The following is a 19,933-nucleotide window of genomic DNA, read 5'->3' on the forward strand; positions in this document are numbered from 1 at the left end:
TATGAAAGCACGATTTGTTTGCCTGCTTGTTGCCTTGGACGAAGGCCGTCGCGACGGGACGGGCGTCGGTGACACGATGGCCGCGTCGATCGAGCCGTGCTCGATCGCGCATTTCGCCGCGCAAGGCGCAGCCGTCAAGACGATCGCATGAGGACGGCAAGCATGGTCACCCTGTTCCACGATTCGCTTGACGGCGCGCCGCCGCGTGCACCGCGAGTTCCGCAGCCCGTCTCGCCGGCGATCGGCGACGTGCTGCGCACGATCGATGCATCGTTCGCGCAAGCGCTGAATCTCGACACGCTCGCGGCGGTCGCCGGATTGAGCGTATCGCGTTTCACCGCGCGCTTTCGCGGCGAAGTCGGCTTGTCGCCGCACCGGTATCTGTGTCTCGTACGCGTGCGGCGTGCGCAGGATTTGCTGAGCGCCGGTCTGGCGCCGTCGGTCGTCGCGACCGAGGTCGGCTTCTTCGATCAGAGCCATCTGTGCCGGCATTTCCGGCGGGTGCTCGGGATCACGCCGCGCGATTACGTGGTCGCCCGGCCGGGTGACGCGCCGGCGCGAACCTCGTCGACGCGCACACGCGTCGAACGCGGCGAAGCGTCGTGTCACGTTGCATAGGCGCGCGGCGGGCGACGTCCGCGAACAACGATTTCCGATACCGCGCGACGCGTTCTCGACAACATCGCCGCGCACTGGGCAGGAGCAGAAATGACCGCAGTTTTCGTGTTGCATCGTGCCGACGGCATGACCAATACAACCGCCTTTCGCAAGCAGGCATTCGGAGAGCGCGATCCTTTCGCGCGACATCGGGAGATCGCGTGGGAAGGGCCCGACGCGATGGCCGCGGGGCGTATCCGTTTCGTTGGCGAGCTTGACGTCTCGCGTTATCCGCACATCGAGACCCTCGTCGTCGTCGAAGGCGAGCTGACGCTCGAAGCGGCGGGCGCCGCACCGTTGGTGCTGGGGCCGGGGGAGGGGGCGGTCATCGGCGGCGGCACGGCGCTTCGCGTCATCGCGGAATCGCACGTGCTCGTCATGTTCTGCGCGGCTGCATGCGCGGAACCGACGAAGCGCGGCGTGTTCCCGCTGCGTGCCGACGCCAGCTTCAAGCCGTCCGCATCGCTGCCGGCCGAGGTGCTGCTCGGCCCCGCACCGCAATGCCGCAGCGACAACGTGTTCATCGACGACGGCGCCGAATACTGCGCGGGCACGTGGGATTCGACGCCCTATCACCGGATCGTTCGCCCGCATCGCGTGAACGAGTTCATGCTTCTGCTCGCCGGCAGCGTACGGTTCGCCGCGCCCGACTGCGGCATGCTGTCGCTCGGCGCCGGCGACGCGCTCTTCGTGCCGCGCGGCGCATCGATCGGATGGGAAAGCAGCGAGCGCGTGGCGAAATTCTACGTCGTGCAGAACGTCCACGTATCAACCGAACGAGACTGAACATGTCCCCTCCGTTGCGCCAAATCGAAACGCCGTCCACGCCGCCGGCTTCGGCCGATGTCGTCGTGATCGGCGGCGGCATCATCGGCGTCTTCACCGCGTACTACCTGGCCCGGCGCGGGGTGTCGGTCGCGCTGGTCGAGAAGGGCCGAATCGGGGCCGAGCAGTCGAGCCGCAACTGGGGCTGGTGCCGGCAGCAGAACCGCGACGAGCGCGAATTGCCGATGGCAAGCAAGAGCATCGATCTGTGGGAACGCTTCGCCGCCGAATCCGGCGAAGACACGGGCTTTCATCGCTGCGGGCTGCTGTATCTGAGCAACGACGAGGCCGAGTTGTCGCGCTGGGCCAGCTGGGGCGATTTCGCGAAGACCGCGGGCGTGACGACCTACATGCTCGACAGCAAGCAGGCCGGCGAGCGCGGGCACGCGACCGGCCGGCCGTGGAAGGGCGGCGTGTTTTCGCCGAGCGACGGCACGGCCGACCCGGGGAAGGCCGCACCGGCCGTAGCGGCCGCGTTCATGAAGCTCGGCGGCAGCGTCAACCAGCACTGCGCGGCGCGCGGCATCGAGCTGGAGGGCGGGCGCGTCAGCGGCGTCGTCACGGAAGCCGGCGTGATCAGGACCCGGACGGTCGTGCTTGCCGGTGGCGCGTGGGCGTCGTCGTTTTGCCGTCAGCTCGACATCCGGTTTCCGCAGGCGTCGATCCGCCAGTCGATCCTGAGCGTGTCGCCCATCGAACAGCGCCTGCCCGATGCGCTGTACACCTCGGGCGTGTCCGTGACGCGTCGCGGCGACGGACGCTACGCACTGGCCATCAGCGGCCGCGCACGCGTGGACGTGACGCCGCAGTTTCTGCGCTTCGCGCCGCAGTTCGTGCCGATGTTCGCGAAGCGTTGGCGCAATCTTCTGCCGGGCGGCCTCGAAGGGATGCGCGGCGGCCACGAAACGCTGAAGCGGTGGCGGCTCGATGCGCCGACGCCGATGGAGGCGGTGCGCATCCTGGATCCGAAGCCCGACATGCCGACGGTCGCCGAAACGTATCGACGCGCCGTCGAATTGCTGCCCGAACTTCGCGAATCGACGATCACGCACGCATGGGCCGGGTTCGTCGACAGCACGCCGGACGGCGTGCCGGGGATCGGCGAAGTGCCGGGCGTGCCGGGATTGATCCTGGCGGCAGGCTTCTCCGGTCACGGCTTCGGCATCGGCCCCGGCGCCGGTCACTTGATCGCGGATCTCGCCACGGGGGCGCAACCGATCGTGGACCCGGTACCGTATCGGCCGAGCCGGTTCGGCGATTCCGCGTGGGGCAAGGTGGCCGATTTCTAGTCGGCAAACCACGGCTTCGGCCGTTCGCGAGCCCATGCCATCGACTCAAGGACACCCTCCAATGAATTCACCCATCGCTTCACCGGTTCGTCATCTGATGGAAGCCGGCAGGCTCGATCGCTTCTTCATCGACGGCGACTGGGTTTTGCCTGACGGCGGCGAGCGGTTCGCGGTCGTCTGCCCGTCCACCGAAGACGTGCTGTGCGACATCCCGCTCGGCAACGCGCGCGACGCCGAGCGTGCGGTGCGGGCCGCGCGCAAGGCGTTCGAACGCTGGTCGGCGACGTCGCCGCAAGAACGCGCCGCGTTGCTCGACCGCATTCACGCGTTGATCCTGGCGCGCGCCGAACGCTTCGCCATGGCGCTCGCGATGGAAATGGGCGCGCCGATCGGCTATGCACGCAGCGCTCACGTGCCGCTCGCGGCCGAACATATCCGGGTCGCGCGCGACAATCTGGCCAGCTATCCGTTCCGGACCCGGCGCGGGACGACCGCGATCGTGCGCGAGCCGATCGGCGTCTGCGCGCTGATCACGCCGTGGAACTGGCCGATCTATCAGATCACGGCGAAGGTCGGCCCGGCGCTCGCGGCGGGCTGCACGGTGGTGCTGAAACCCAGCGAGCTGTCGCCGCTCAGCGCGTTGCTGTTCGCGGACGTGATCGCCGATGCGGGCGTGCCGGCGGGCGTGTTCAACCTGGTGAGCGGCAGCGGCACGGAAGTGGGCGCGTCGCTCGCATCGCACCCGGAAGTCGACATGGTGTCGATCACCGGATCGACGCGCGCAGGCGTGCTGGTTGCGCAGGCGGCGGCGCCGACCGTCAAGCGCGTCGCGCAGGAGCTGGGCGGCAAGTCGCCGAACATCGTGTTGCCCGATGCGGACCTGTCGCGCGCCATCGTGCCGGGCGTTGCCGCCGCGTTCCGGAACATGGGCCAGTCGTGCAGCGCGCCGACCCGGCTGATCGTGCCGCGCGGCGTGCTGGGCAGCGTCGAGGCGCTGGCCGTCGCGGCAATGGAGCGAATGGTCGTCGGCGATCCGTTCGCCGAGGCGACGACGCATGGCCCGCTGGCCAATCGCGCGCAGTTCGGCCGTGTCGCGCAAATGATCGACGCGGGCATCGACGAACGGGCGAAGCTGATCGCCGGCGGCCCTGGGCGGCCGGCGGGATTCGACCGCGGGTTCTATGCGCGTCCGACGATCTTTTCGGATGTCCGCACCGACATGACGATCGCGCAGCAGGAGATCTTCGGCCCGGTCCTCGCGATCCTGCCTTACGACACCGTCGACGAAGCCGTCGCCATCGCGAACGACACGGTCTACGGACTCGGCGCACACGTGCAGGGCACGGACAAGGAGCGCGTGCGCGAGGTGGCCGCGCGCATCCGCTCGGGGCAGGTGCACGTGAACTACCCGGCGTGGGACCCTCAGGCGCCGTTCGGCGGATACAAGCAGTCGGGAAACGGCCGAGAATACGGGATCGAAGGGATGGAAGAGTACATGGAGGTCAAGTCGATCCTGGGGTTTCATGATTGACGCGGCCGCAGTCCCGACTTGAACCGGTTTGCCTTGCAAGGGTGTCGAAATTGGAAAACCCCATCATTCCCGAGACGTCGTTGAAAGCGCATCACGCGCACTGGGCGACCTTGCGTCGCGACCTGCATGCGCATCCCGAGTTGCGATTCGAGGAACACAGGACGGCCAACGTCGTTGCACGCGAGCTTGACGATCTCGGCTATGCGGTGACACGCGGGCTGGGCGGCACGGGCGTGGTCGCGAGCCTGCCCGGTGCGGACCCGCGCCGCGGAATCGTGCTCCGTGCGGATCTGGATGCGCTGCCGATCCAGGAAGCCAATGATTTCGCGCACGCGTCCGGCGCGCAGGGAATCATGCATGCGTGCGGGCATGACGGGCATACCGTCATGTTGCTCGGCGCCGCGCGCGTGCTGAAGGACCTGCCGCAGTTGCCGGGCACGGTTCATTTCGTGTTTCAGCCCGGCGAAGAGGGCGGCGCGGGCGCGCGGAAGATGATCGACGACGGGCTGTTCGAGCAATGCCCGACGGAAGCGGTATTCGGCATGCACAACTGGCCCGGTTTGCCGGCCGGGCATTTTGGGTTGCGCACGGGGCCGATCATGGCCGCGGGCTGTCGGTTCAGGATCACGGTGACCGGCAAGGGCGCGCATGCGGCGCAGCCGCACCTGGGCATCGATCCCGTCCCGCTCGCCTGTTCGATGGTGCTGCAGTGTCAGACCATCGCCGCGCGGCACAAGGATCCCGTGGATCCGGCCGTCATTTCGGTCTGCATGTTCCATGCGGGAACGACGGACAACGTCATTCCGGACAGCGCCGAGCTGCGCGGGACGATTCGCACGCTGTCGTCGACCTTGCAGCAACAATTGCAGCGCGACGTGCGGCTCATGTGCGAGGCGCTCGCGCACGCTCATGGCGCGCAAGTCGACGTCGAGTTCTTTCAGTACTACCCGGCGACGGTCAATACGCCGGCCGAGACCGCGCTCTGCGAAGCGGTGATTCGCGACACCTTCGGCGACGCACGTCTCGACGCCAACGTGCCGCCGAACATGACGTCCGAAGACTTCGGCTTCATGCTCGAGGAGCGCCCCGGCGCTTATGTGCTGATCGGCAACGCGCCGGCCGGAACGGCCGCACCGGCGCTGCATCACCCGAAATACGATTTCAACGACGACATCATTCCGGCCGGAGTCCGGTATTGGGTCGCGCTGGCGCAGCATTACTTCAGGCGATCGCCGTGAGTGCGTGCGCGATGTCGCAGCGGCGGGCAGCGGAGACGCGGCCCGCCGCGACGCCCATCCGGAACCTGGGCACGCGTCAAGCGCCTTGAGCTAATGCCTTCACCTGCGCGGCCGACATCGCACCGCGATGGATGCGAAATTCGTCGATCGCGCCGTTGAAGAACGGGTCGCCCGGATACTGCGAGCGTCCGATCCAGTTCTGCGCGGTTTTGCCGATGCGCCATGGCGCGAAGATGACGTCGCTCGCCGAGCCGATCGCATTGCCGTTCAGGTAGAGCGTCGCGGTCGTGGCCGAAAGCGTGACCGCGACGTGCGCCCATTGCCCGGCCGGCAGTGCGGCGTTGCCGTCGATCGTGCGCTCGCCATGCCCGCCATTGGTCGTGATCGCGAAGCGCATCGTCCCGTGTGCGCTTTTCGGCGTGACGAACAGATAGCGTCCGGTGCCCGAACCGAAATCGAAGATGCGCGACCACGTCTGCCCGCCGCGCCAGTTGACCCACGCCGCGATCGTGAAGTCCGACATGTCGGCGACGATGTCGTTCGGCAGCGCGACGTAGCCGCTGGAGCCGTCGAGCGACACCGCGTTGCCGCGCTTTCCCGCGACGTGCGATGCGCCGCCGGCGAGCGTGGCCGCATGGCCGTTGCCGCTTGCATCCGCCGAAATCGTGCCGCCTGTCTCGTCGAAGGTCAGCAGCGTATGCAGTTGCAGCGCCGTCGACGCGGCGACTTCCGGCGAATTCGCGGATTCACCCGCCGCAGTCCGCGCACTGATCACGTAGTACCAGACGCCTTGCGCGGGCGTGTCCGTGTACGTCAGCGGATCGACGATGCCGCTGGCAACGGTCGTATACGGGCCGCCGGAGACGGACGCACGCTTCACGTCGTAGCTGGCTGCGTTCGCGACGCCCCACCACGACAGCACGACCCGCTCGGCGGCCGGCCACGCGGTCAGTCCGCTCGGTGCGGATGCGGGCGCAACGGGGTCGCGCGTGCACGTCAGCGTGCCGTAGCCGAGTTGATCGTATCCGCCGCTCGCTTCGCCGTAGTTGCCGCCGCCGCCTTCGGGCTGGATCGCGCGCGCGAACTTCGCGGACCACGGTGCGGACAGCCCCTTGCGGTTCACGTAGTGGTTGTAGACGAGCGCCCAGCACGGGCGGATCACTCCCTGGCCGGCGGTCGAAAATTGCGCCTGCGTGACGTCGACGTTCGCATACGGCGCGTACGGCACCGGAAGGAACGTGCCGTCCGGCTGCACGAGGTTCGCCTTCGCGACGTACTCGGCGCCCGCGAGGAATCGGTTGTTGTCGTGCCCGTACAGGTCGACGCCCTGGTTCCACGCCATTTCGCAGATCGCACCGCCGAGCGCGATGCCGAGCGTGTTGTGTCCCTGGTCGCGGCCCGACTCCTGCCATTGGCCGAGATGGCCGGGATGCAGATAATAGACGGCCTGCGCGATCGCGCCGTTGCCGGGCCCGTCGATGAAGTAGTTGACGGCTTCGTCGAACTTCGCGTGGTCGTCGCACAGCACGCCGATCGCCATGATCGACGCGATGTTGCACAGATCCCAGTTCGCCCAGTAGTGCGTGATGTCGGTGTTGTTGTGGCGGTTCAGGAAATCGGCGTTGATCGGGTAGAACCTGGTCGCCATCATCGCCTGGAACGCGGCGAAGTCGGCGGCGGCCCAGCCGCGGTAAGTGCGCATGATCTCGCCGGCGTTCGCGAATTCGTAGCCGTAGATGCCGGCCGCCAGATCGACGTTCGAATCGCCGGCGAGATGCTGCAGCGTCGACGACCACGCATTCATGATCTGCACGGCCTTGTCCGCATATGCGGTGTCGCCCGAGATCTTCCAGCGCAGCGCGCACGCATATGCGGCCGCGATGTCCTTGTACAGCACCGGGTAGTTTTGCGAGCCGGTGCCGCCGCGCGTGACGACGGCCTGCGGGCGCGGCGACCACGACAACTGCGCATGCCCGTTCGCGATCAACGTGTTCCAGCCTTCGCGCCAGGGCGATGCGGCGGCCGCCACTTTCTGTGCGATCCGTTCGAAATCGGCTTGGGTGTGCAGCAGGCCGGGGTGCGCGAACGCGTGGTTCGTGGCGATGGCCGACGTGCCCGTGGCCACGCGCGCGAGCGCACGGTTGCCGGCCGCGGTGCCGGCGACGCTTTCGCTCGCCCCCGTGCCGCCGCAAGCGGAAAGCGCGAGCGCGCCGATGCTGTAAAGGAAGGTGCGCCGGGAAATGCGCGCGCCGGATTCAAGCCGAAGCTGCGAGTCGTTCATGTGGTGTACGTCCTTCCTTGACGGGACTCAGCTGAAAAGTGGCAGCGCCATTTGAAATCAGTCATCGCATGACAGTGCGGATTGTACTGGAAGCGTCGATGTTTTCGAGCACGAGCTGGCGCTGGGGATGGCATATTTTCGAGATGCGGATTGTGATGAATTTGTTGATTAACATGCTAAGAATACGGAAATGAATGGTGATTGAAACGTTTGCGAGATATGATCGTCGCCGGCCGGCGAGCGGCAAGCTTTTCAGGTATCCAAAGCGATAGATTCCCACTATTTCATTATGTTGTCGCACAACATATGACATGTTGCGGGTTTCAGATCGTTTCAGGGCCAAGGGGCTGCGGCTAGCGCATGCTGGTGAAACGGCGTCGGCACCGCGCGATGAATGAAAAGAACCGGAGGGCGGCGCGAGGACGCGACACAGGCGAGGGAACGGTACATCGTGAACGTTCCTGCACCCGCGATACGGGGATCGCGTTCATGTGCCTTTTCATAAGGCGCGCACTCCGCGGTCGATATCATTCACGCGCGCGAAAACGCCCCAATCGATTGACGCGCACCGATTCGTGCGCGGCGGGCAGCACACGCGGCGGCGGGGCCGCGACGGCACGACGGCACGACGGAGAGTATCGAAACGATGGGAAAGGCGACAGGTTCGGTGCGACGCGCAATCGCGATCGCGGCCGGGGGAACGTTGTGCGCGGCGGCCGCAGGTAGCGCACACGCACAGGCATCGGATACGGCGACGGCGCCGCCAGCCGACGCGGCGGCGCTGCTGCCGAAGATCGACGTGACAGGCGCGGCCGACCATGCGTCGCTCGGGCTGGTCGGGTTGCGCACGGCCACCGCGACCAGGACCGACACGCCCGTCGCCGAGATTCCGCAGACGACCAACCTCGTGACCGCTCAGCAGATCGAGATGACGGGCGCGACCGACCTGAACCAGGCATTGCGCTACGTGCCGGGTTTCGCGACGTTCGGCGCCGACAGCCGGACCGACTGGTACGCGGCCCTGCGCGGCTTCACGCCGACGCTGTATGTCGACGGCGTGCCGGCGCCGAACACGGCGGTCATCGCGAACTGGCGCGTCGATCCTTACACGATCGACTCGATCGCCGTGCTGCGCGGGCCAACGTCGGTGCTGTACGGTGCGGGCGAGCCCGGCGCGATCGTCGATGCGCACACCAAGCTCGCCGACGGCGAGCGCATTCGCGAAGTCGGCGTGCGGATTGGCAACGACGCGCGCAAGGAGACCATGCTCGACGTCCGCGACACGCTCGATCCAGACGGCAAGTATGCGTATCGCTTCGTCGGCGTCGCGCGCGACGGCAACGCGGCGACCGGCCCGAACGCCGACCGGCGCGTCGCGGTGGCGCCGTCGTTCCGCTGGCGGCCGACGGCCGACACGTCGCTGACGGTGTCCGCCTCGTTTCTGCAGGATCACGGCGACATCTCGTCGAACTTCCTGCCGGCGTCGGGCACGGTGCTGCCGAACCCGAACGGCCGCCTGTCGCAGGACATCTACATGGGCGACCCGGCGTTCAACGACTATCGAAAGAAACAATGGTCGCTCGGCTACGCGCTCGAGCATCGCGTCGATTCGATATGGACGCTGCAGCAGGATGTGCGCTGGTCGCGGCTGTCGCTCGACGACGCGACGGTATTCGGCAACGGGCTCGTACCCGGCAGCACGACCAACATGATGCGCACCGCCGGGCTGTTCCAGTTGAACTACAGCCGGCTGGACATCGACAATCGCGCGCAGGCGCGCTTTGCCACCGGCCCGCTCGAACACACGCTGCTGCTCGGCCTGCAGTTCGACCGGCAGACCACGACCAACAGCGTGTGGCTCGCGCTGGCGCCGTCGCTCAACCTGTACCACCCGGTCTATCGTCCGGTGACGGCCGCGATCTTCTCCGGCCGGACGTCGCTCGGGCGTTTCGATCAGTACACGGCGATGAACACGCTCGGCGCATACGCGCAGGACCAGATCCGCTGGAATCGCTGGACGCTCACGCTCGGCGGCCGCGAGGATCGCGTGAGCGCGCGCTTCGACGACCGCGTGGCCGGCACCGGCACGCAGCAGGACGTCAGTGCATTTTCCGGGCGCATCGGGCTCACCTGGCAGGGCGATGCGGGGCTGGCGCCCTACGTCAGCTACTCGACGTCGTTCGACCCGGTGATCGGCGTGCGCATGTACGGCGGCGGCTTGCCGAAACCGACGCGCGGCAAGCAGACCGAGGCCGGGCTGCGCTGGCAGCCGCCCGGCCGGAACCTGATGCTCACGGCGGCTGTTTATCGGATCGATCAGACCAACGTCGTGACGCCGACGCCGGCGAGTCTCGATCCCACCGGCACGTCGTCCGTGCAGACCGGCAAGGTGCGTTCGCGCGGTGTCGAGCTGAGCGCGGTCGGGAAGGTGACGCGCGAATTGTCGATCGTCGCGTCGTACGCCTACCAGGACGTCAAGAACGTGCAGGCGAACGATGCGTCGCTGAACAACTGGCCGGTGTCGGTGCCGCTGCCGCGACAGATGGCGTCGCTGTGGGCGGACTGGACCTGGCACGGCGGCGCGCTGGCGGGCGTCGGGATCGGTGCCGGCGTGCGCTACCAGAGCGCGTTGGCCGGTGCGCCGGACAATTCGCTGACGGTGCCGAGCACCACGCTGTACGACCTGGCGATGCACTACGACCTGCGTCACTGGCGGCTCGCGTTGAATGTCGCGAACCTGTTCGACCGGCGCTACGTCAGCGGCTGCCAGTCGTACGCGGTATGCGTGTTCGGCAACGAGCGAACGGTGCTGGCGAGCGCGAAATACAACTGGTAGTCGCGGCCACTGTTTTTCGATACGTCGGTGGCTCGCGGTTTCGCGCGATCACCCGTCGCGCACGTGCTGCGGGAGTACCCACAGCATCCGCCCGACCGCCTCGGCCTGATTTCGGGAATGCGTCTTCTCGTAGATCGCGCGCAACTGCGTGCGAACGGTCGAGAGCGACACGCCGGCGAGGGCGGCGCATTCCTCCGGCGTCTTGCCGCCGATCAATGCTTCGGCGACGGCCGCTTCGGCGCTCGTCAAGCCGAATGCCTGCCGCAGTTGCTGCGCGACGACGAGCGGGGTGGTGCTGCGACGTCTGGCGGTGATCAGTATCGCCGCGTCGCCGAGTGCGCCATGGCGTGCCTGTCCGGACAGCGAAGCGATGCCGAGAAAGATTTCGTGCGCGGCGCTCACGGTCCCGGACAGGGCAAGGTTCTCGCTTTTGCGGGTCTGCGCGACACGTGCCACGGCCGCCTTGAGCGCATCGTTCTGCGGCGCGCTCGTCGCGCTCAGATGGCCGTGCTCGAGCTTGAGGCAAGTGGTGGCGCGCAGCATCGATTCTGCCGCCCGGTTGACGAATACGACGCGCGAATGCCGGTCGAGCGTGAAGACGGACAAACCCAGTTCCGCCATCAGTTCGTTGCCGAGCGCAGCGTCCCGACGCAGCACGTTCGCGTCCTGCCAGAGGTTGATCGCGCGTTGCAGATGCCCGGCCATGCCCGTCAGGTTCGCGCGTTCCTCTGACGAATAAGGCGGCCGGCCGTGCGCTCTCAGCAAGCCGAGCAGGATGTCGTCGCTGCCCGGGCGCGCGAAGCGCATTCCCATCAGGTAGCGAATGCCCGACGGAATCTGATAATCCTGAAAGAATTCGCTGCGCTCGACATCGCGGTCGGTCAGATGATCCTGGCAGCAAACGAATTCGCCGAGCGGGGCGTTCTCGACGAAGCCGCGGCGCGGATCGAGTGCACCGTAATACTGGTCGTAGAGTGCGACGATCGAGTCGAGTTCGGCACGCGGCGAATAGATCGAGAATTTCGGGGCATTGCGCGCGGCGTCCCAGCTGAACATATGAAAGATGTTTGCGCCGAGCGATTCGGATACCCGATGGAAGACTTCGAGAAAACCATCCGGGTACAGGGCGGCCTCGTAGAGGTCCCCGATGAGCTGGTCCCGTTGCATGTTGCCCCCGCCGCGTAATGATTTTGTATGTATGTTTTATCTGACGAATATTGATTCGAATACCGAATTTGTTTCAGGCTAACACAGGTTATTTTCCTTCAGTACCGCATTGTTTCCGGATTTTCATTCACCTGAATGATGATTGCAAAAATCGCCTTTGCGAGAATTCCGATCAGCGTGCATGCGCGTCGCGTATCGCACCTGATAACCAGAAGAATCACAGGGGAAAAACAATGAAACTCAAACCTGTCGTGTGGGGTATCGCAGCGCTGGTGGTCTCCGCTTGCGGAGGCGGCGGCAACTCATCTTCGTCACCGTCCGAACCCGCTGCACAGACGGTCAGCGGCGTCGCGGCCGCGGGCGCGGCCATGCAGGCCGCGACGGTCAAACTCATGGATGCGACCGGCAAATCGGTCGACTGTCCGGCCGACGCCACGACCGGCGCGTTTCATTGCACCGTGACCGGGCTGACCGCGCCTTTCGCGTTGTCCGCTTACGGCAACGTCGCGGATTCTCAAGCCACGCTGATCGCACTCAGTGCCACGGCCGGCACACAGACGATCAACATCACGCCGATCACGAATGCGATCGCCGCCACGATCATCGGCGACAACCCGACGAAGTTGCTGGCCGACACCGGGCTGCTGCAGAGCAAGGTCACCGCCCAGGCGGTCGCCAACACTGTGCAGGCGTATGCGTCGGCGCTGGTCGACCTGCTGACCGCAACCGGCAATACGGGCGTCGACCTGATTTCCGGCCCGCTGACCGCCGGCGGGCCGGGCCTCGACCGGCTGCTCGACCAGGTGAAGATCAACGTGTTGCCGGATGGCGGCGTGCAGATCAGCTCGGTGGCGGGCGCGTCCGGCGATACGCCGGTGCAGCTTCAGCTCGCGCCCGGTGTCGCGCCGCAGCCGAGCGACAAGGCCAGCCTGCCGGCCGCCGCGACCATCAACGGCACGGTGATGTCGAACCTGCCGAGCGCGAGCGACCTGGCGGGATTGCAGAGCGCGCTCAATCAGTGTTTCGCCGGTTCGACCGGCGCGGCGCGCGCGGCGGGCAACGTCCCGGCGTGCGGCCGGATCTTCGTCGACGGCGTCGCGTCGGGCGCACTGAACGCAGGCGTGCCCGCTGCCTATCTCAACAACGGCATGTCGGTCGACCAGGAATTCGGCGCGCATGCCGGCGGCGCGCCGGGCATCGTGGCCGACGATGCGATGAACAATGCCAGCTTCAGCTTGCCGGAAGTCATTCGCGTCGTCGCCAGCGACACGATGTGGGTCAAGCTCGCGTGGACGCGCACCGACGGCATTCGCGACGGCATGCAGCAGCATGTGCAACTCGCGGTGCAGGCGAGCAGCCTCGCGAGCGGCGATACCGGCTGGCGCGTGGTCGGCAATCAGCGCGCGGTGCTCAGCAAGGTCAACGCGAACGCGCAGAAATGGGACTGGCTGAATCCGGCCAATCCGTCGACGGGGACCAACGCGTTCGTCGATTCGCTCAACCTGCAGGTGGGCACCGTCGATGCATCGGGCACCGCGGTGGATTTCGCGATCGTCACCGGCCCGGGATTGCGCAACGGCGTGTTCCTCCAGCCGTCGAGCGGTACGTGCGACACGCTGAACATCCGCGCGCAAATCGCGAGCGGGCAGACGCCGGCCCAGCTCGCCGCGCTGACGAAGAATGCGCTGTGCCGCAACAATTTCCGTCTGGCCGGCGTCGCGCAGGACCCTGCCAGCCAGGGCCTGTTCACGTGGCCCGGCGATGCGCCGCGCAACAATACCGCATGGGCGAAGCCGCAATTGAGCGCCGCCGAGCTGGCCGACATCAAGCCGTTCAGCGCCTATACGATCGACGTCTACCAGAACGGCGACACGTCGGCGCCGGCCCGGCACTATACGGTCCGGCTGCGTACGCCGTCGCCGTTGCCCGACGCGCTGCGCCAGTATGCGTGGCACGATCTGGCGCAGTCCACGCGCGACAGCCTGACGCCCGGCACCGCCAGCACGTTCGCGGGCGGCGCGACGTTCCCGCTGAGCTGGACGTCGAAGGCGGGGCTGCCGTTCGTCAAGCGCGGCAACGTGCAGATTCGCGCAACCGCGTCGGGGCAGACGGTGCCGACGTTCGTCAACGGTTCGGCACAGGCGTCGCCGGTCCTGCCGGGAGCGGCGGTGACGCTCAACGTGACGGGCGATCAGGGCGTCGCGTTCCCGTCGGTGGTCGGCTGGACGGGCGGCACCGATTTCTCGTTCGTGAACCTGGGCTGGTCCGACACGATCGACACGGTCTTTACCGAGTCCTTCGAATACGACAAGTGACGGAGGTCGGGCAGATACGCCCGTTGAGAATGAGGCTGGCGGGGTGAATTTTGATCCCGCCAGCCCCTTTTGCGTCATGGCGTGGCGAGTCGGCGTGCGCCACTTCCTGAACGACTTTCTTGCGTGAAATCTTTCTTGTCACTGCATCAGGCATGACTCGGAAAAGGTCACGCAGTGCACGCGTGCAGCGCCGGTGTTACTCGACAGAATCATTTTCCGTTGATTTCGGGCGCGTGCTGATGGCCAACCAGGGCGATAGCGACTGCGATTCCCACGCGACGCCGCGCCAGATGCCTCAAATCGTCCATCGCGACGCTTCCCGTCTGCTTCGTCACATTGCGCCGCCACGTACACCGTATCGACGCTGTAACGTTTTTGGCGCGATTTTCCCGTTCCGTGCGCTTTCCATGGCCGGGGGCCGTTGCGGCAGCGTGATTGCGAGACTGGCACGTTGTTAGCTTCATCGGTTGTGGTGGGAACGACAGCTGCCGCGCGTTTGCGATCGTCCGACGAATCGATGTACTTGCGTTGCCGAGACGTGTCCGAAACGCGGCACGTTCGCTCTCCCCTTCAGCCGATGGCGCCACACGGCCCGGCCACCGCTCGCCCGATCGCGATGGGTGGAGCGCGGCGGCAGCGACGTGTCGGGCATCGGCAGTCATCCCACCTCCGTCGGGAGAGAACAATGTTGGCCAAGTCAATTCGGACCCTACGGGCCCTTCTGATCGTCTTTTCCGTTTGCCTGATGACGTTCGCAGCCGGGCCGGCGAATGCGCTGTCGAACCAGTTGCTGTTGCTGCTGCCGGACAACTTTACGCTGCCGGATCCGCGTGTGTCGGCGTGGCTCGATTCGGCGGCGGAGGAGGGGTTGCAAATCTCGCTCATCAGCGACACGCAATTCAAGCAGGGCGGCACGTCGCTGCAGCAGTATCAGGGGCTCATCCTGCCGGACCAGGTGCATACGGTCGCCGACGATACGCTCGTGACCGCTATCCAGAACTACGCACTGAATGGCGGGCGCGTGATGCTCGTCTATGATTTCGGTGTGCTGAATGCGACTGGCTTTTATCCGGCCGGGCAATCGCGATTCAGCTCGATGGCCGGCGTCAACTACGTGCTCTACGATACGCTCGGCGGAAGCATGATCGGCCTCGGCCCCGTGACCGGGATGGGCAGCACGCTGCGCGCGCTGCAGGTTCCGCCCGGGAAGTCCATGACATGGTCCGGTTCGACGACGGCCGCGACGACGTTGGCTGCCACCACGTCGACTTCCTCGACCGGCTCGACGACGAATCAGCTGCTGTTCCTGCAGCCGAGCACATCGAACCCGGGCGGGCTTGCCGGGTACAACCATCAGACGTACTTCACGTACAAGATGGAAAACCGGCGCATGACCGGCGTGCCGCTGAATCTTGGGCGCGTGTCGACGGGGCGCAAGGTCAGATCCGGATCGTATGCGCCGACATCGACGATGCTGTCGTCGGTATCGACCGCGGTGAGTGGCGCGGCGTCGCTCGCGACTGCGACGCCGTCGGCGACGACGGACGTGCTCGAAGGCATTTCCGGCTACGTATACGGCTTCCTCACGTATCCGAGCTACGTCACGCAGGGCACGTATACCGGCACGACGCTGCTGACGTCGCCGAACTTCGGTCTCGTCGCCGGCTATCAGGCGTATGGAAACGGCGGCGTGATGTTCGTCAACCTGCCGCTCGCGTATCTCGACGGACAAACCGACAGCATGCCGATTCACGGCTTCCTGCGTTACTTCACGACGAACATCCTGTCGATGCCGCACCTGTCGCTGCAGCCGCGCGCGCAGGCCGGGATGGTCCTGAACTGGCACTTCTGCGCGGAAGATCAGATCCAGCCGGCGCAGTACCTGAAGAACTTCGGTATCTGGAACAGCGGCCCGTACTCGATCGTGATGACGGCTGGCCCGGACGACGTGACGATCGGCGACGGTCTCGGGATCAACCTGACGAACAATACGCAGGCGAAGCAACTGGTCGCGTTCCTGCTCAAGCGCGGGCACAAGATCGGCAGCCACGGCGGGTGGGCGCATGACTACTGGGGGGCGAACGCCAGTGAAACGAACGCGAGCACGTTCACGCAATATCTGGTGCTGAACCACAATGCGGTCCAGTCGGTGACGGGCAGGCCGGACGTCGAGTGGGCGGCGCCGGAAGGCAACACGCCGACGTGGGCGGTGAACTGGCTCGAATCGAACGGCTATTCCGGTTACTACTTCACCGGCCATACCGGCAACGCGCAAACGCGGGCGTATCGCAATGGTTCGCTGCTGAATCCGGGCATCTGGGCGTTTCCGGTGATGCCGTTCGGCAAGTATGCGACGTTCGAGGAGTTCCAGGAGTTCGCGGTGCCGACGACGGATGTCCAGAACTGGTATCTGTCGCTGATGGACTTCGTCGTCGCGAACCGAACGAGCCGGCTGGTCTACATGCACCCGCTGGGCGCGTCATGGTATCCGAACGTCGTGACGACGTTTCTCAGCTACGCGGCGTCGCTCGCGACGACCGGCCAGTTCAAGTGGTTCACGATGGACCAGCTCACGCAGTTCGACCGGCGCCGTCTTCTGGTGAACTGGACGGCGACCGATACGGGAACCAGCTGGACATTCAGCGCGACGCAGCCGACGAGCCTGCAGGACATGACCTGGCTGCTGCCGAAAAGCACGTATCAGTTGCCGAGCGTGAAAAGCGGGAGCGCGACGATCGTCACCACCGATCCGAACAACTGGTTGGTCATCGCGGGCACGGGCAAATCGCTGTCGTTCACGAGCGCAAAGGTGCACTGACGCACGTCAGCTCGTCTGCCAACGGGGGAGCATCATGAAGCGAGCTTCGTTCACGCGTGTGTTGCGCACGCTCGTCGTCGTATCGGCGAGCGTCGCGCTCACGCTCGGTGTGTCGTTCGCGCAGTCCGCGTCGCGAGCGCCGCGCGCGTTTGCACGACCGCCGCTCCATCTGCACGGATCCGCGAAGCGGAACCCGGTCGGCCTGTCGCCGCAGCAGATCCGCCGTTTCTACGGGTTCGATCAATTGCCGGCGCGCGGCTATGGTGGCGACGATCAGGTCATCGCGATCGTCGATGCATACGACAATCCGAATGTCGAAGCGGATCTGCGATTATTTAGCAGTACGTTCGGGTTGTCGCCGTGCGCGTCACCGCGCTGTTTCACGAAGGTATACGCGACGCCGGACAAGCGGCCGCCTCCGCCCGATGCGCTGTGGGCGCTCGAGAGTTCGCTGGATGTGCAGTGGGCGCACGCGATCGCACCGAATGCGCGGATCGTGCTGGTCGAAGCCGCATCGAGTTCGCTGGACGACCTGATGAGCGCAATCGCGCTCGCGACGCGTCCTGCGCCGGGCGGCGTCGGCGCGAAGGTCGTGTCGATCAGCTGGGGGACCGCCGAATTTCTGGCCGAGACGCAATACGACGGGCAGCTCGCCAGCGCGAACGGCGTGTCGTTCGTCGCCGCGTCCGGCGACGGCGGCAATGGCGTCGACTACCCGGCCGCGTCGCCGTACGTGTTGAGCGTCGGCGGCACGTCGATCGCGATCGATGCAAGCGGTGCCTACGCCGGCGAAACGGCGTGGGCCGGAAGCGGCGGCGGACAGAGCGCCGTCGAGCCGGAGCCGACGTATCAGTCGAACTTCGGGATGCCATCGGACACCCTCGGGCTGCGCGGCGTGCCCGACGTCGCTTACGACAGCGACCCGGCGTCAGGCTTCGCGGTCTACGATTCGTACGGCTATGCGGGGCAACGCGGCTGGTTCGTCGTCGGCGGAACGAGCGCGGGCGCACCGCAATGGTCCGCTTTGGTCGCGATCGCAAACAGCTTGCGCATCGCGCGCGGCAAGACGACGCTGAACGCGGTGAGCGCGATTCAGAGCGTGCTTTACGGACTCGCGTCGAGTGCCTACGTGGCGAACTTCCGCGATATCGTCAGCGGATCGAACGGCACATGCGGCACGCTTTGTACCACGGCGGTCGGGTACGACTACGTGACCGGCCTCGGGCGCCCGATCGCCGCCAATCTGATCCAGGCGCTTATGGCTGCGCCTTGACGTATATATGTTCGTGCTCCGAATAAATATGGCACGGCCCGTGCGCCACGTACGAGACTGTTGAGCAGGAGCGGTTCTCCTGGTATCTCGCGGCGAGTCTGCACTATTCACGATAGTCGTGTTCGCGCATGCGCTCGCGCTCGTGCTCCCGCCACGGGTCGTGTTCACGCGGATGACGATGCATCCACGCGTCGTGCTCCCAGTAGCGATGGCCGTCCCAGTAGCGGTCGCCGTGCATGCCGATTGTGATCGACACACCCGGCGCCGGGGCGGGCTCTTCGTACCGCGGTGGCGGTTCAACGTAGACTTGCGCGAAGGCCGCGCTGGCCGCGACGAGTGCGCTGCCTGCCACGAGTGTCGCCAGAATTCGGCGGTTTGAGAGTGTCATGGGCTTCATCGTGCTGTCCTCCATTCAGTGCCTGACAACGAGCACGATTCGTTCCCATACGGAGCGGCGGATGCTTCGATCGCTATTGCGATCACGCGGTCCGCGTCTCTTGTCAGCCGTGCCGATCCGATGATCGAACGCGCGATGTCATCATCGCTGCACGGCACGACATGTCTAATAATGTGAAGGAATGCATATCATGATGGCGAGAGGCGGAAGCGAAAGTGCACGCGGACGCGATTCACAATGCCATCGGGATGTGCGTTCAGGTCCGACAAAGCAACACTTACATTGAATTGAAATGAAAACGGAGGAAAAGCGGTAAAAGTCTGACGTAGCGGGACTCGATGTGTGACCAAGAGAGTGAAAATTACCCATCCCCTTCCGCCGATGTCGGGTCGAATATCGCTTCGCATCCGAAGGGGAGGCCCCTTCACCGCATTGCGAGAGGATCGGCCCTGCGGTATCACGGCCCCCGCATCATGCGGCCGGCGCAGGGGAGGAGAGTCATCTCATCAAGGAAGACGCGCGATGTCGTTGATCGATCATTCACTCACCCACATGCAGCCGGTATATGTATTGCTCATTGCACTGGCGGTGTTCGCCACCACCGGACCCACGCATGGCACCACGACGTAACTGATGCGCGTTCGTGAACGGCTATCTCGTGGTCATATCCATTCAATGGAGACGTCCTCCGAACAGGCCGAGCAGCCCGATGACGATCAGGTAGAGCGCAACGATGTAATTCAGGAGGCGGGGCACCACGAGGATGAGAATGCCGGCGATCAGTGAAACCAGCGGGCCGGCGCTAGTGAGCGTGTTCATGCTTCCTCCGCAAGATTGAAAACGAGTGGCCGCAGCCTGCTTTGCCTCCGGCACCCGTTACAGAGACGCGAGCCTGGCGAGCGTCAAGCTTTCGGCCATCAACTCGCTGTTGTCCACAAGCGCGAACGCTTCGACCCGCGCAATCGCCGTGCCTGGACCGACTTCATTGCGATTCCACTTGGCGTGCCGGGCCGCAGCTCGAGCATTCGTCGGTTTCAAGGAGCAATGTCATGAACAAGGATCAGATAAGAGGTCGCATCACGGAAGCAAAGGGAAAACTGAAGGAGATGGTTGGCAGGGTCGTGGGAAATCGAACAAGCAGACTGACGGGCAAGGCCGAACAGATCGTCGGCAAGACACAAGCATCATTCGGCGATGCAAAGGAGCGATTCAAGAAGCGGCAGTAGAGCCCGACGTGGAAGACACCGAACTGGCGGCCGCGCACGTCGACGTTCAGACTTCGTGGGGAAATCCGCAGATGAGCGAA

15 protein-coding genes are annotated in these 19,933 nt (G+C 65.4%); 11 read left to right on the top strand and 4 right to left on the bottom strand.

The genetic code is table 11. The features are described 5' to 3' along the window. Position 1: 1 nt before the first annotated feature. From WS46_RS35245 to WS46_RS10865, 6 genes are all read left to right on the top strand, one after another. Positions 2-151: a hypothetical protein gene (locus tag WS46_RS35245; protein ID WP_156443117.1), complete on the top strand. Its 150-nt coding sequence runs from the start codon at positions 2-4 to the stop codon at positions 149-151. 11 nt (positions 152-162) lie between these two features. Further along, a complete protein-coding gene (locus tag WS46_RS10845; protein WP_059690516.1) occupies positions 163-618 on the top strand; it encodes a helix-turn-helix domain-containing protein in 456 nt (151 codons plus the stop codon). Positions 619-708: 90 nt separating this feature from the next. Then, positions 709-1,443, top strand: a complete 735-nt coding sequence (locus WS46_RS10850) for a cupin domain-containing protein (RefSeq protein ID WP_059690517.1) — start codon at positions 709-711, stop codon at positions 1,441-1,443. Positions 1,444-1,445: 2 nt separating this feature from the next. Then, entirely contained in the window at positions 1,446-2,771 is a 1,326-nt protein-coding gene (locus WS46_RS10855; protein WP_059536213.1) for an FAD-binding oxidoreductase, read from the top strand. 61 nt (positions 2,772-2,832) lie between these two features. Next, the gene (locus tag WS46_RS10860) at positions 2,833-4,302 is read left to right on the top strand and encodes an aldehyde dehydrogenase family protein (RefSeq protein ID WP_059690518.1); all 1,470 of its coding nucleotides are present in this window, start codon (positions 2,833-2,835) and stop codon (positions 4,300-4,302) included. Between the two features lie 50 nt (positions 4,303-4,352). Then, positions 4,353-5,540 carry a M20 aminoacylase family protein gene (locus WS46_RS10865; protein WP_059690519.1) on the top strand — a complete coding sequence of 396 codons (1,188 nt, stop codon included), beginning with the start codon at positions 4,353-4,355 and terminating at the stop codon, positions 5,538-5,540. A 76-nt stretch (positions 5,541-5,616) separates the two neighbouring features. Here the strand turns inward: WS46_RS10865 and WS46_RS10870 are convergent, their stop codons facing one another. Next, the gene (locus WS46_RS10870; protein WP_059690520.1) at positions 5,617-7,821 is read right to left on the bottom strand and encodes a LamG-like jellyroll fold domain-containing protein; all 2,205 of its coding nucleotides are present in this window, start codon (positions 7,819-7,821) and stop codon (positions 5,617-5,619) included. Between the two features lie 646 nt (positions 7,822-8,467). Here WS46_RS10870 and WS46_RS10875 point away from each other — a divergent pair. Next, a complete protein-coding gene (locus WS46_RS10875) occupies positions 8,468-10,657 on the top strand; it encodes a TonB-dependent siderophore receptor (protein WP_059690521.1) in 2,190 nt (729 codons plus the stop codon). A gap of 48 nt (positions 10,658-10,705) precedes the next feature. Here WS46_RS10875 and WS46_RS10880 read toward each other — a convergent pair whose 3' ends face one another. After that, positions 10,706-11,824 (bottom strand): LuxR family transcriptional regulator, encoded by a 1,119-nt coding sequence (locus tag WS46_RS10880; RefSeq protein ID WP_059690522.1) that lies wholly within the window; start codon positions 11,822-11,824, stop codon positions 10,706-10,708. Positions 11,825-12,057: 233 nt separating this feature from the next. On the opposite strand from WS46_RS10880, the gene WS46_RS10885 reads away from it, so the two are divergent. The 3 genes from WS46_RS10885 to WS46_RS10895 all read left to right on the top strand — a co-directional run bounded on the left by WS46_RS10885 (position 12,058) and on the right by WS46_RS10895 (position 18,230). Then, on the top strand, positions 12,058-14,139 hold the full coding sequence (locus WS46_RS10885) for a hypothetical protein (protein ID WP_059690523.1): 2,082 nt from the start codon (positions 12,058-12,060) through the stop codon (positions 14,137-14,139). 685 nt (positions 14,140-14,824) lie between these two features. Beyond that, positions 14,825-16,957: a polysaccharide deacetylase family protein gene (locus WS46_RS10890; RefSeq protein ID WP_059690524.1), complete on the top strand. Its 2,133-nt coding sequence runs from the start codon at positions 14,825-14,827 to the stop codon at positions 16,955-16,957. Between the two features lie 34 nt (positions 16,958-16,991). Further along, a complete protein-coding gene (locus WS46_RS10895; RefSeq protein ID WP_059690525.1) occupies positions 16,992-18,230 on the top strand; it encodes a S53 family peptidase in 1,239 nt (412 codons plus the stop codon). Between the two features lie 103 nt (positions 18,231-18,333). Here WS46_RS10895 and WS46_RS36860 read toward each other — a convergent pair whose 3' ends face one another. Then, a complete protein-coding gene (locus WS46_RS36860; RefSeq protein WP_373557212.1) occupies positions 18,334-18,486 on the bottom strand; it encodes a hypothetical protein in 153 nt (50 codons plus the stop codon). 813 nt (positions 18,487-19,299) lie between these two features. Continuing rightward, the gene (locus tag WS46_RS33710; RefSeq protein ID WP_081053095.1) at positions 19,300-19,446 is read right to left on the bottom strand and encodes a DUF3096 domain-containing protein; all 147 of its coding nucleotides are present in this window, start codon (positions 19,444-19,446) and stop codon (positions 19,300-19,302) included. Between the two features lie 230 nt (positions 19,447-19,676). On the opposite strand from WS46_RS33710, the gene WS46_RS10905 reads away from it, so the two are divergent. Beyond that, complete coding sequence (locus WS46_RS10905; protein WP_059536240.1) at positions 19,677-19,853, top strand: CsbD family protein; 177 nt, start codon at positions 19,677-19,679, stop codon at positions 19,851-19,853. Positions 19,854-19,933: the final 80 nt, after the last annotated feature.

Source organism: Burkholderia sp. RF4-BP95 (genome assembly GCF_001521985.1).
Taxonomy (GTDB): domain Bacteria; phylum Pseudomonadota; class Gammaproteobacteria; order Burkholderiales; family Burkholderiaceae; genus Burkholderia; species Burkholderia diffusa.

Bases quoted from the DNA above. Each gene is read 5' to 3' on its own strand.
- WS46_RS10850 (WP_059690517.1), top strand. From the start codon at position 709: ATGACCGCAGTTTTCGTGTTGCATCGTGCCGACGGCATGACCAATACA.
- WS46_RS10885 (WP_059690523.1), top strand. From the start codon at position 12,058: ATGAAACTCAAACCTGTCGTGTGGGGTATCGCAGCGCTGGTGGTCTCC.
- WS46_RS10880 (WP_059690522.1), bottom strand. From the start codon at position 11,824: ATGCAACGGGACCAGCTCATCGGGGACCTCTACGAGGCCGCCCTGTAC.
- WS46_RS10855 (WP_059536213.1), top strand. From the start codon at position 1,446: ATGTCCCCTCCGTTGCGCCAAATCGAAACGCCGTCCACGCCGCCGGCT.
- WS46_RS33710 (WP_081053095.1), bottom strand. From the start codon at position 19,446: ATGAACACGCTCACTAGCGCCGGCCCGCTGGTTTCACTGATCGCCGGC.
- WS46_RS10890 (WP_059690524.1), top strand. From the start codon at position 14,825: ATGTTGGCCAAGTCAATTCGGACCCTACGGGCCCTTCTGATCGTCTTT.
- WS46_RS10870 (WP_059690520.1), bottom strand. From the start codon at position 7,821: ATGAACGACTCGCAGCTTCGGCTTGAATCCGGCGCGCGCATTTCCCGG.
- WS46_RS10860 (WP_059690518.1), top strand. From the start codon at position 2,833: ATGAATTCACCCATCGCTTCACCGGTTCGTCATCTGATGGAAGCCGGC.
- WS46_RS10845 (WP_059690516.1), top strand. From the start codon at position 163: ATGGTCACCCTGTTCCACGATTCGCTTGACGGCGCGCCGCCGCGTGCA.
- WS46_RS10895 (WP_059690525.1), top strand. From the start codon at position 16,992: ATGAAGCGAGCTTCGTTCACGCGTGTGTTGCGCACGCTCGTCGTCGTA.
- WS46_RS10905 (WP_059536240.1), top strand. From the start codon at position 19,677: ATGAACAAGGATCAGATAAGAGGTCGCATCACGGAAGCAAAGGGAAAA.
- WS46_RS10875 (WP_059690521.1), top strand. From the start codon at position 8,468: ATGGGAAAGGCGACAGGTTCGGTGCGACGCGCAATCGCGATCGCGGCC.
- WS46_RS35245 (WP_156443117.1), top strand. From the start codon at position 2: ATGAAAGCACGATTTGTTTGCCTGCTTGTTGCCTTGGACGAAGGCCGT.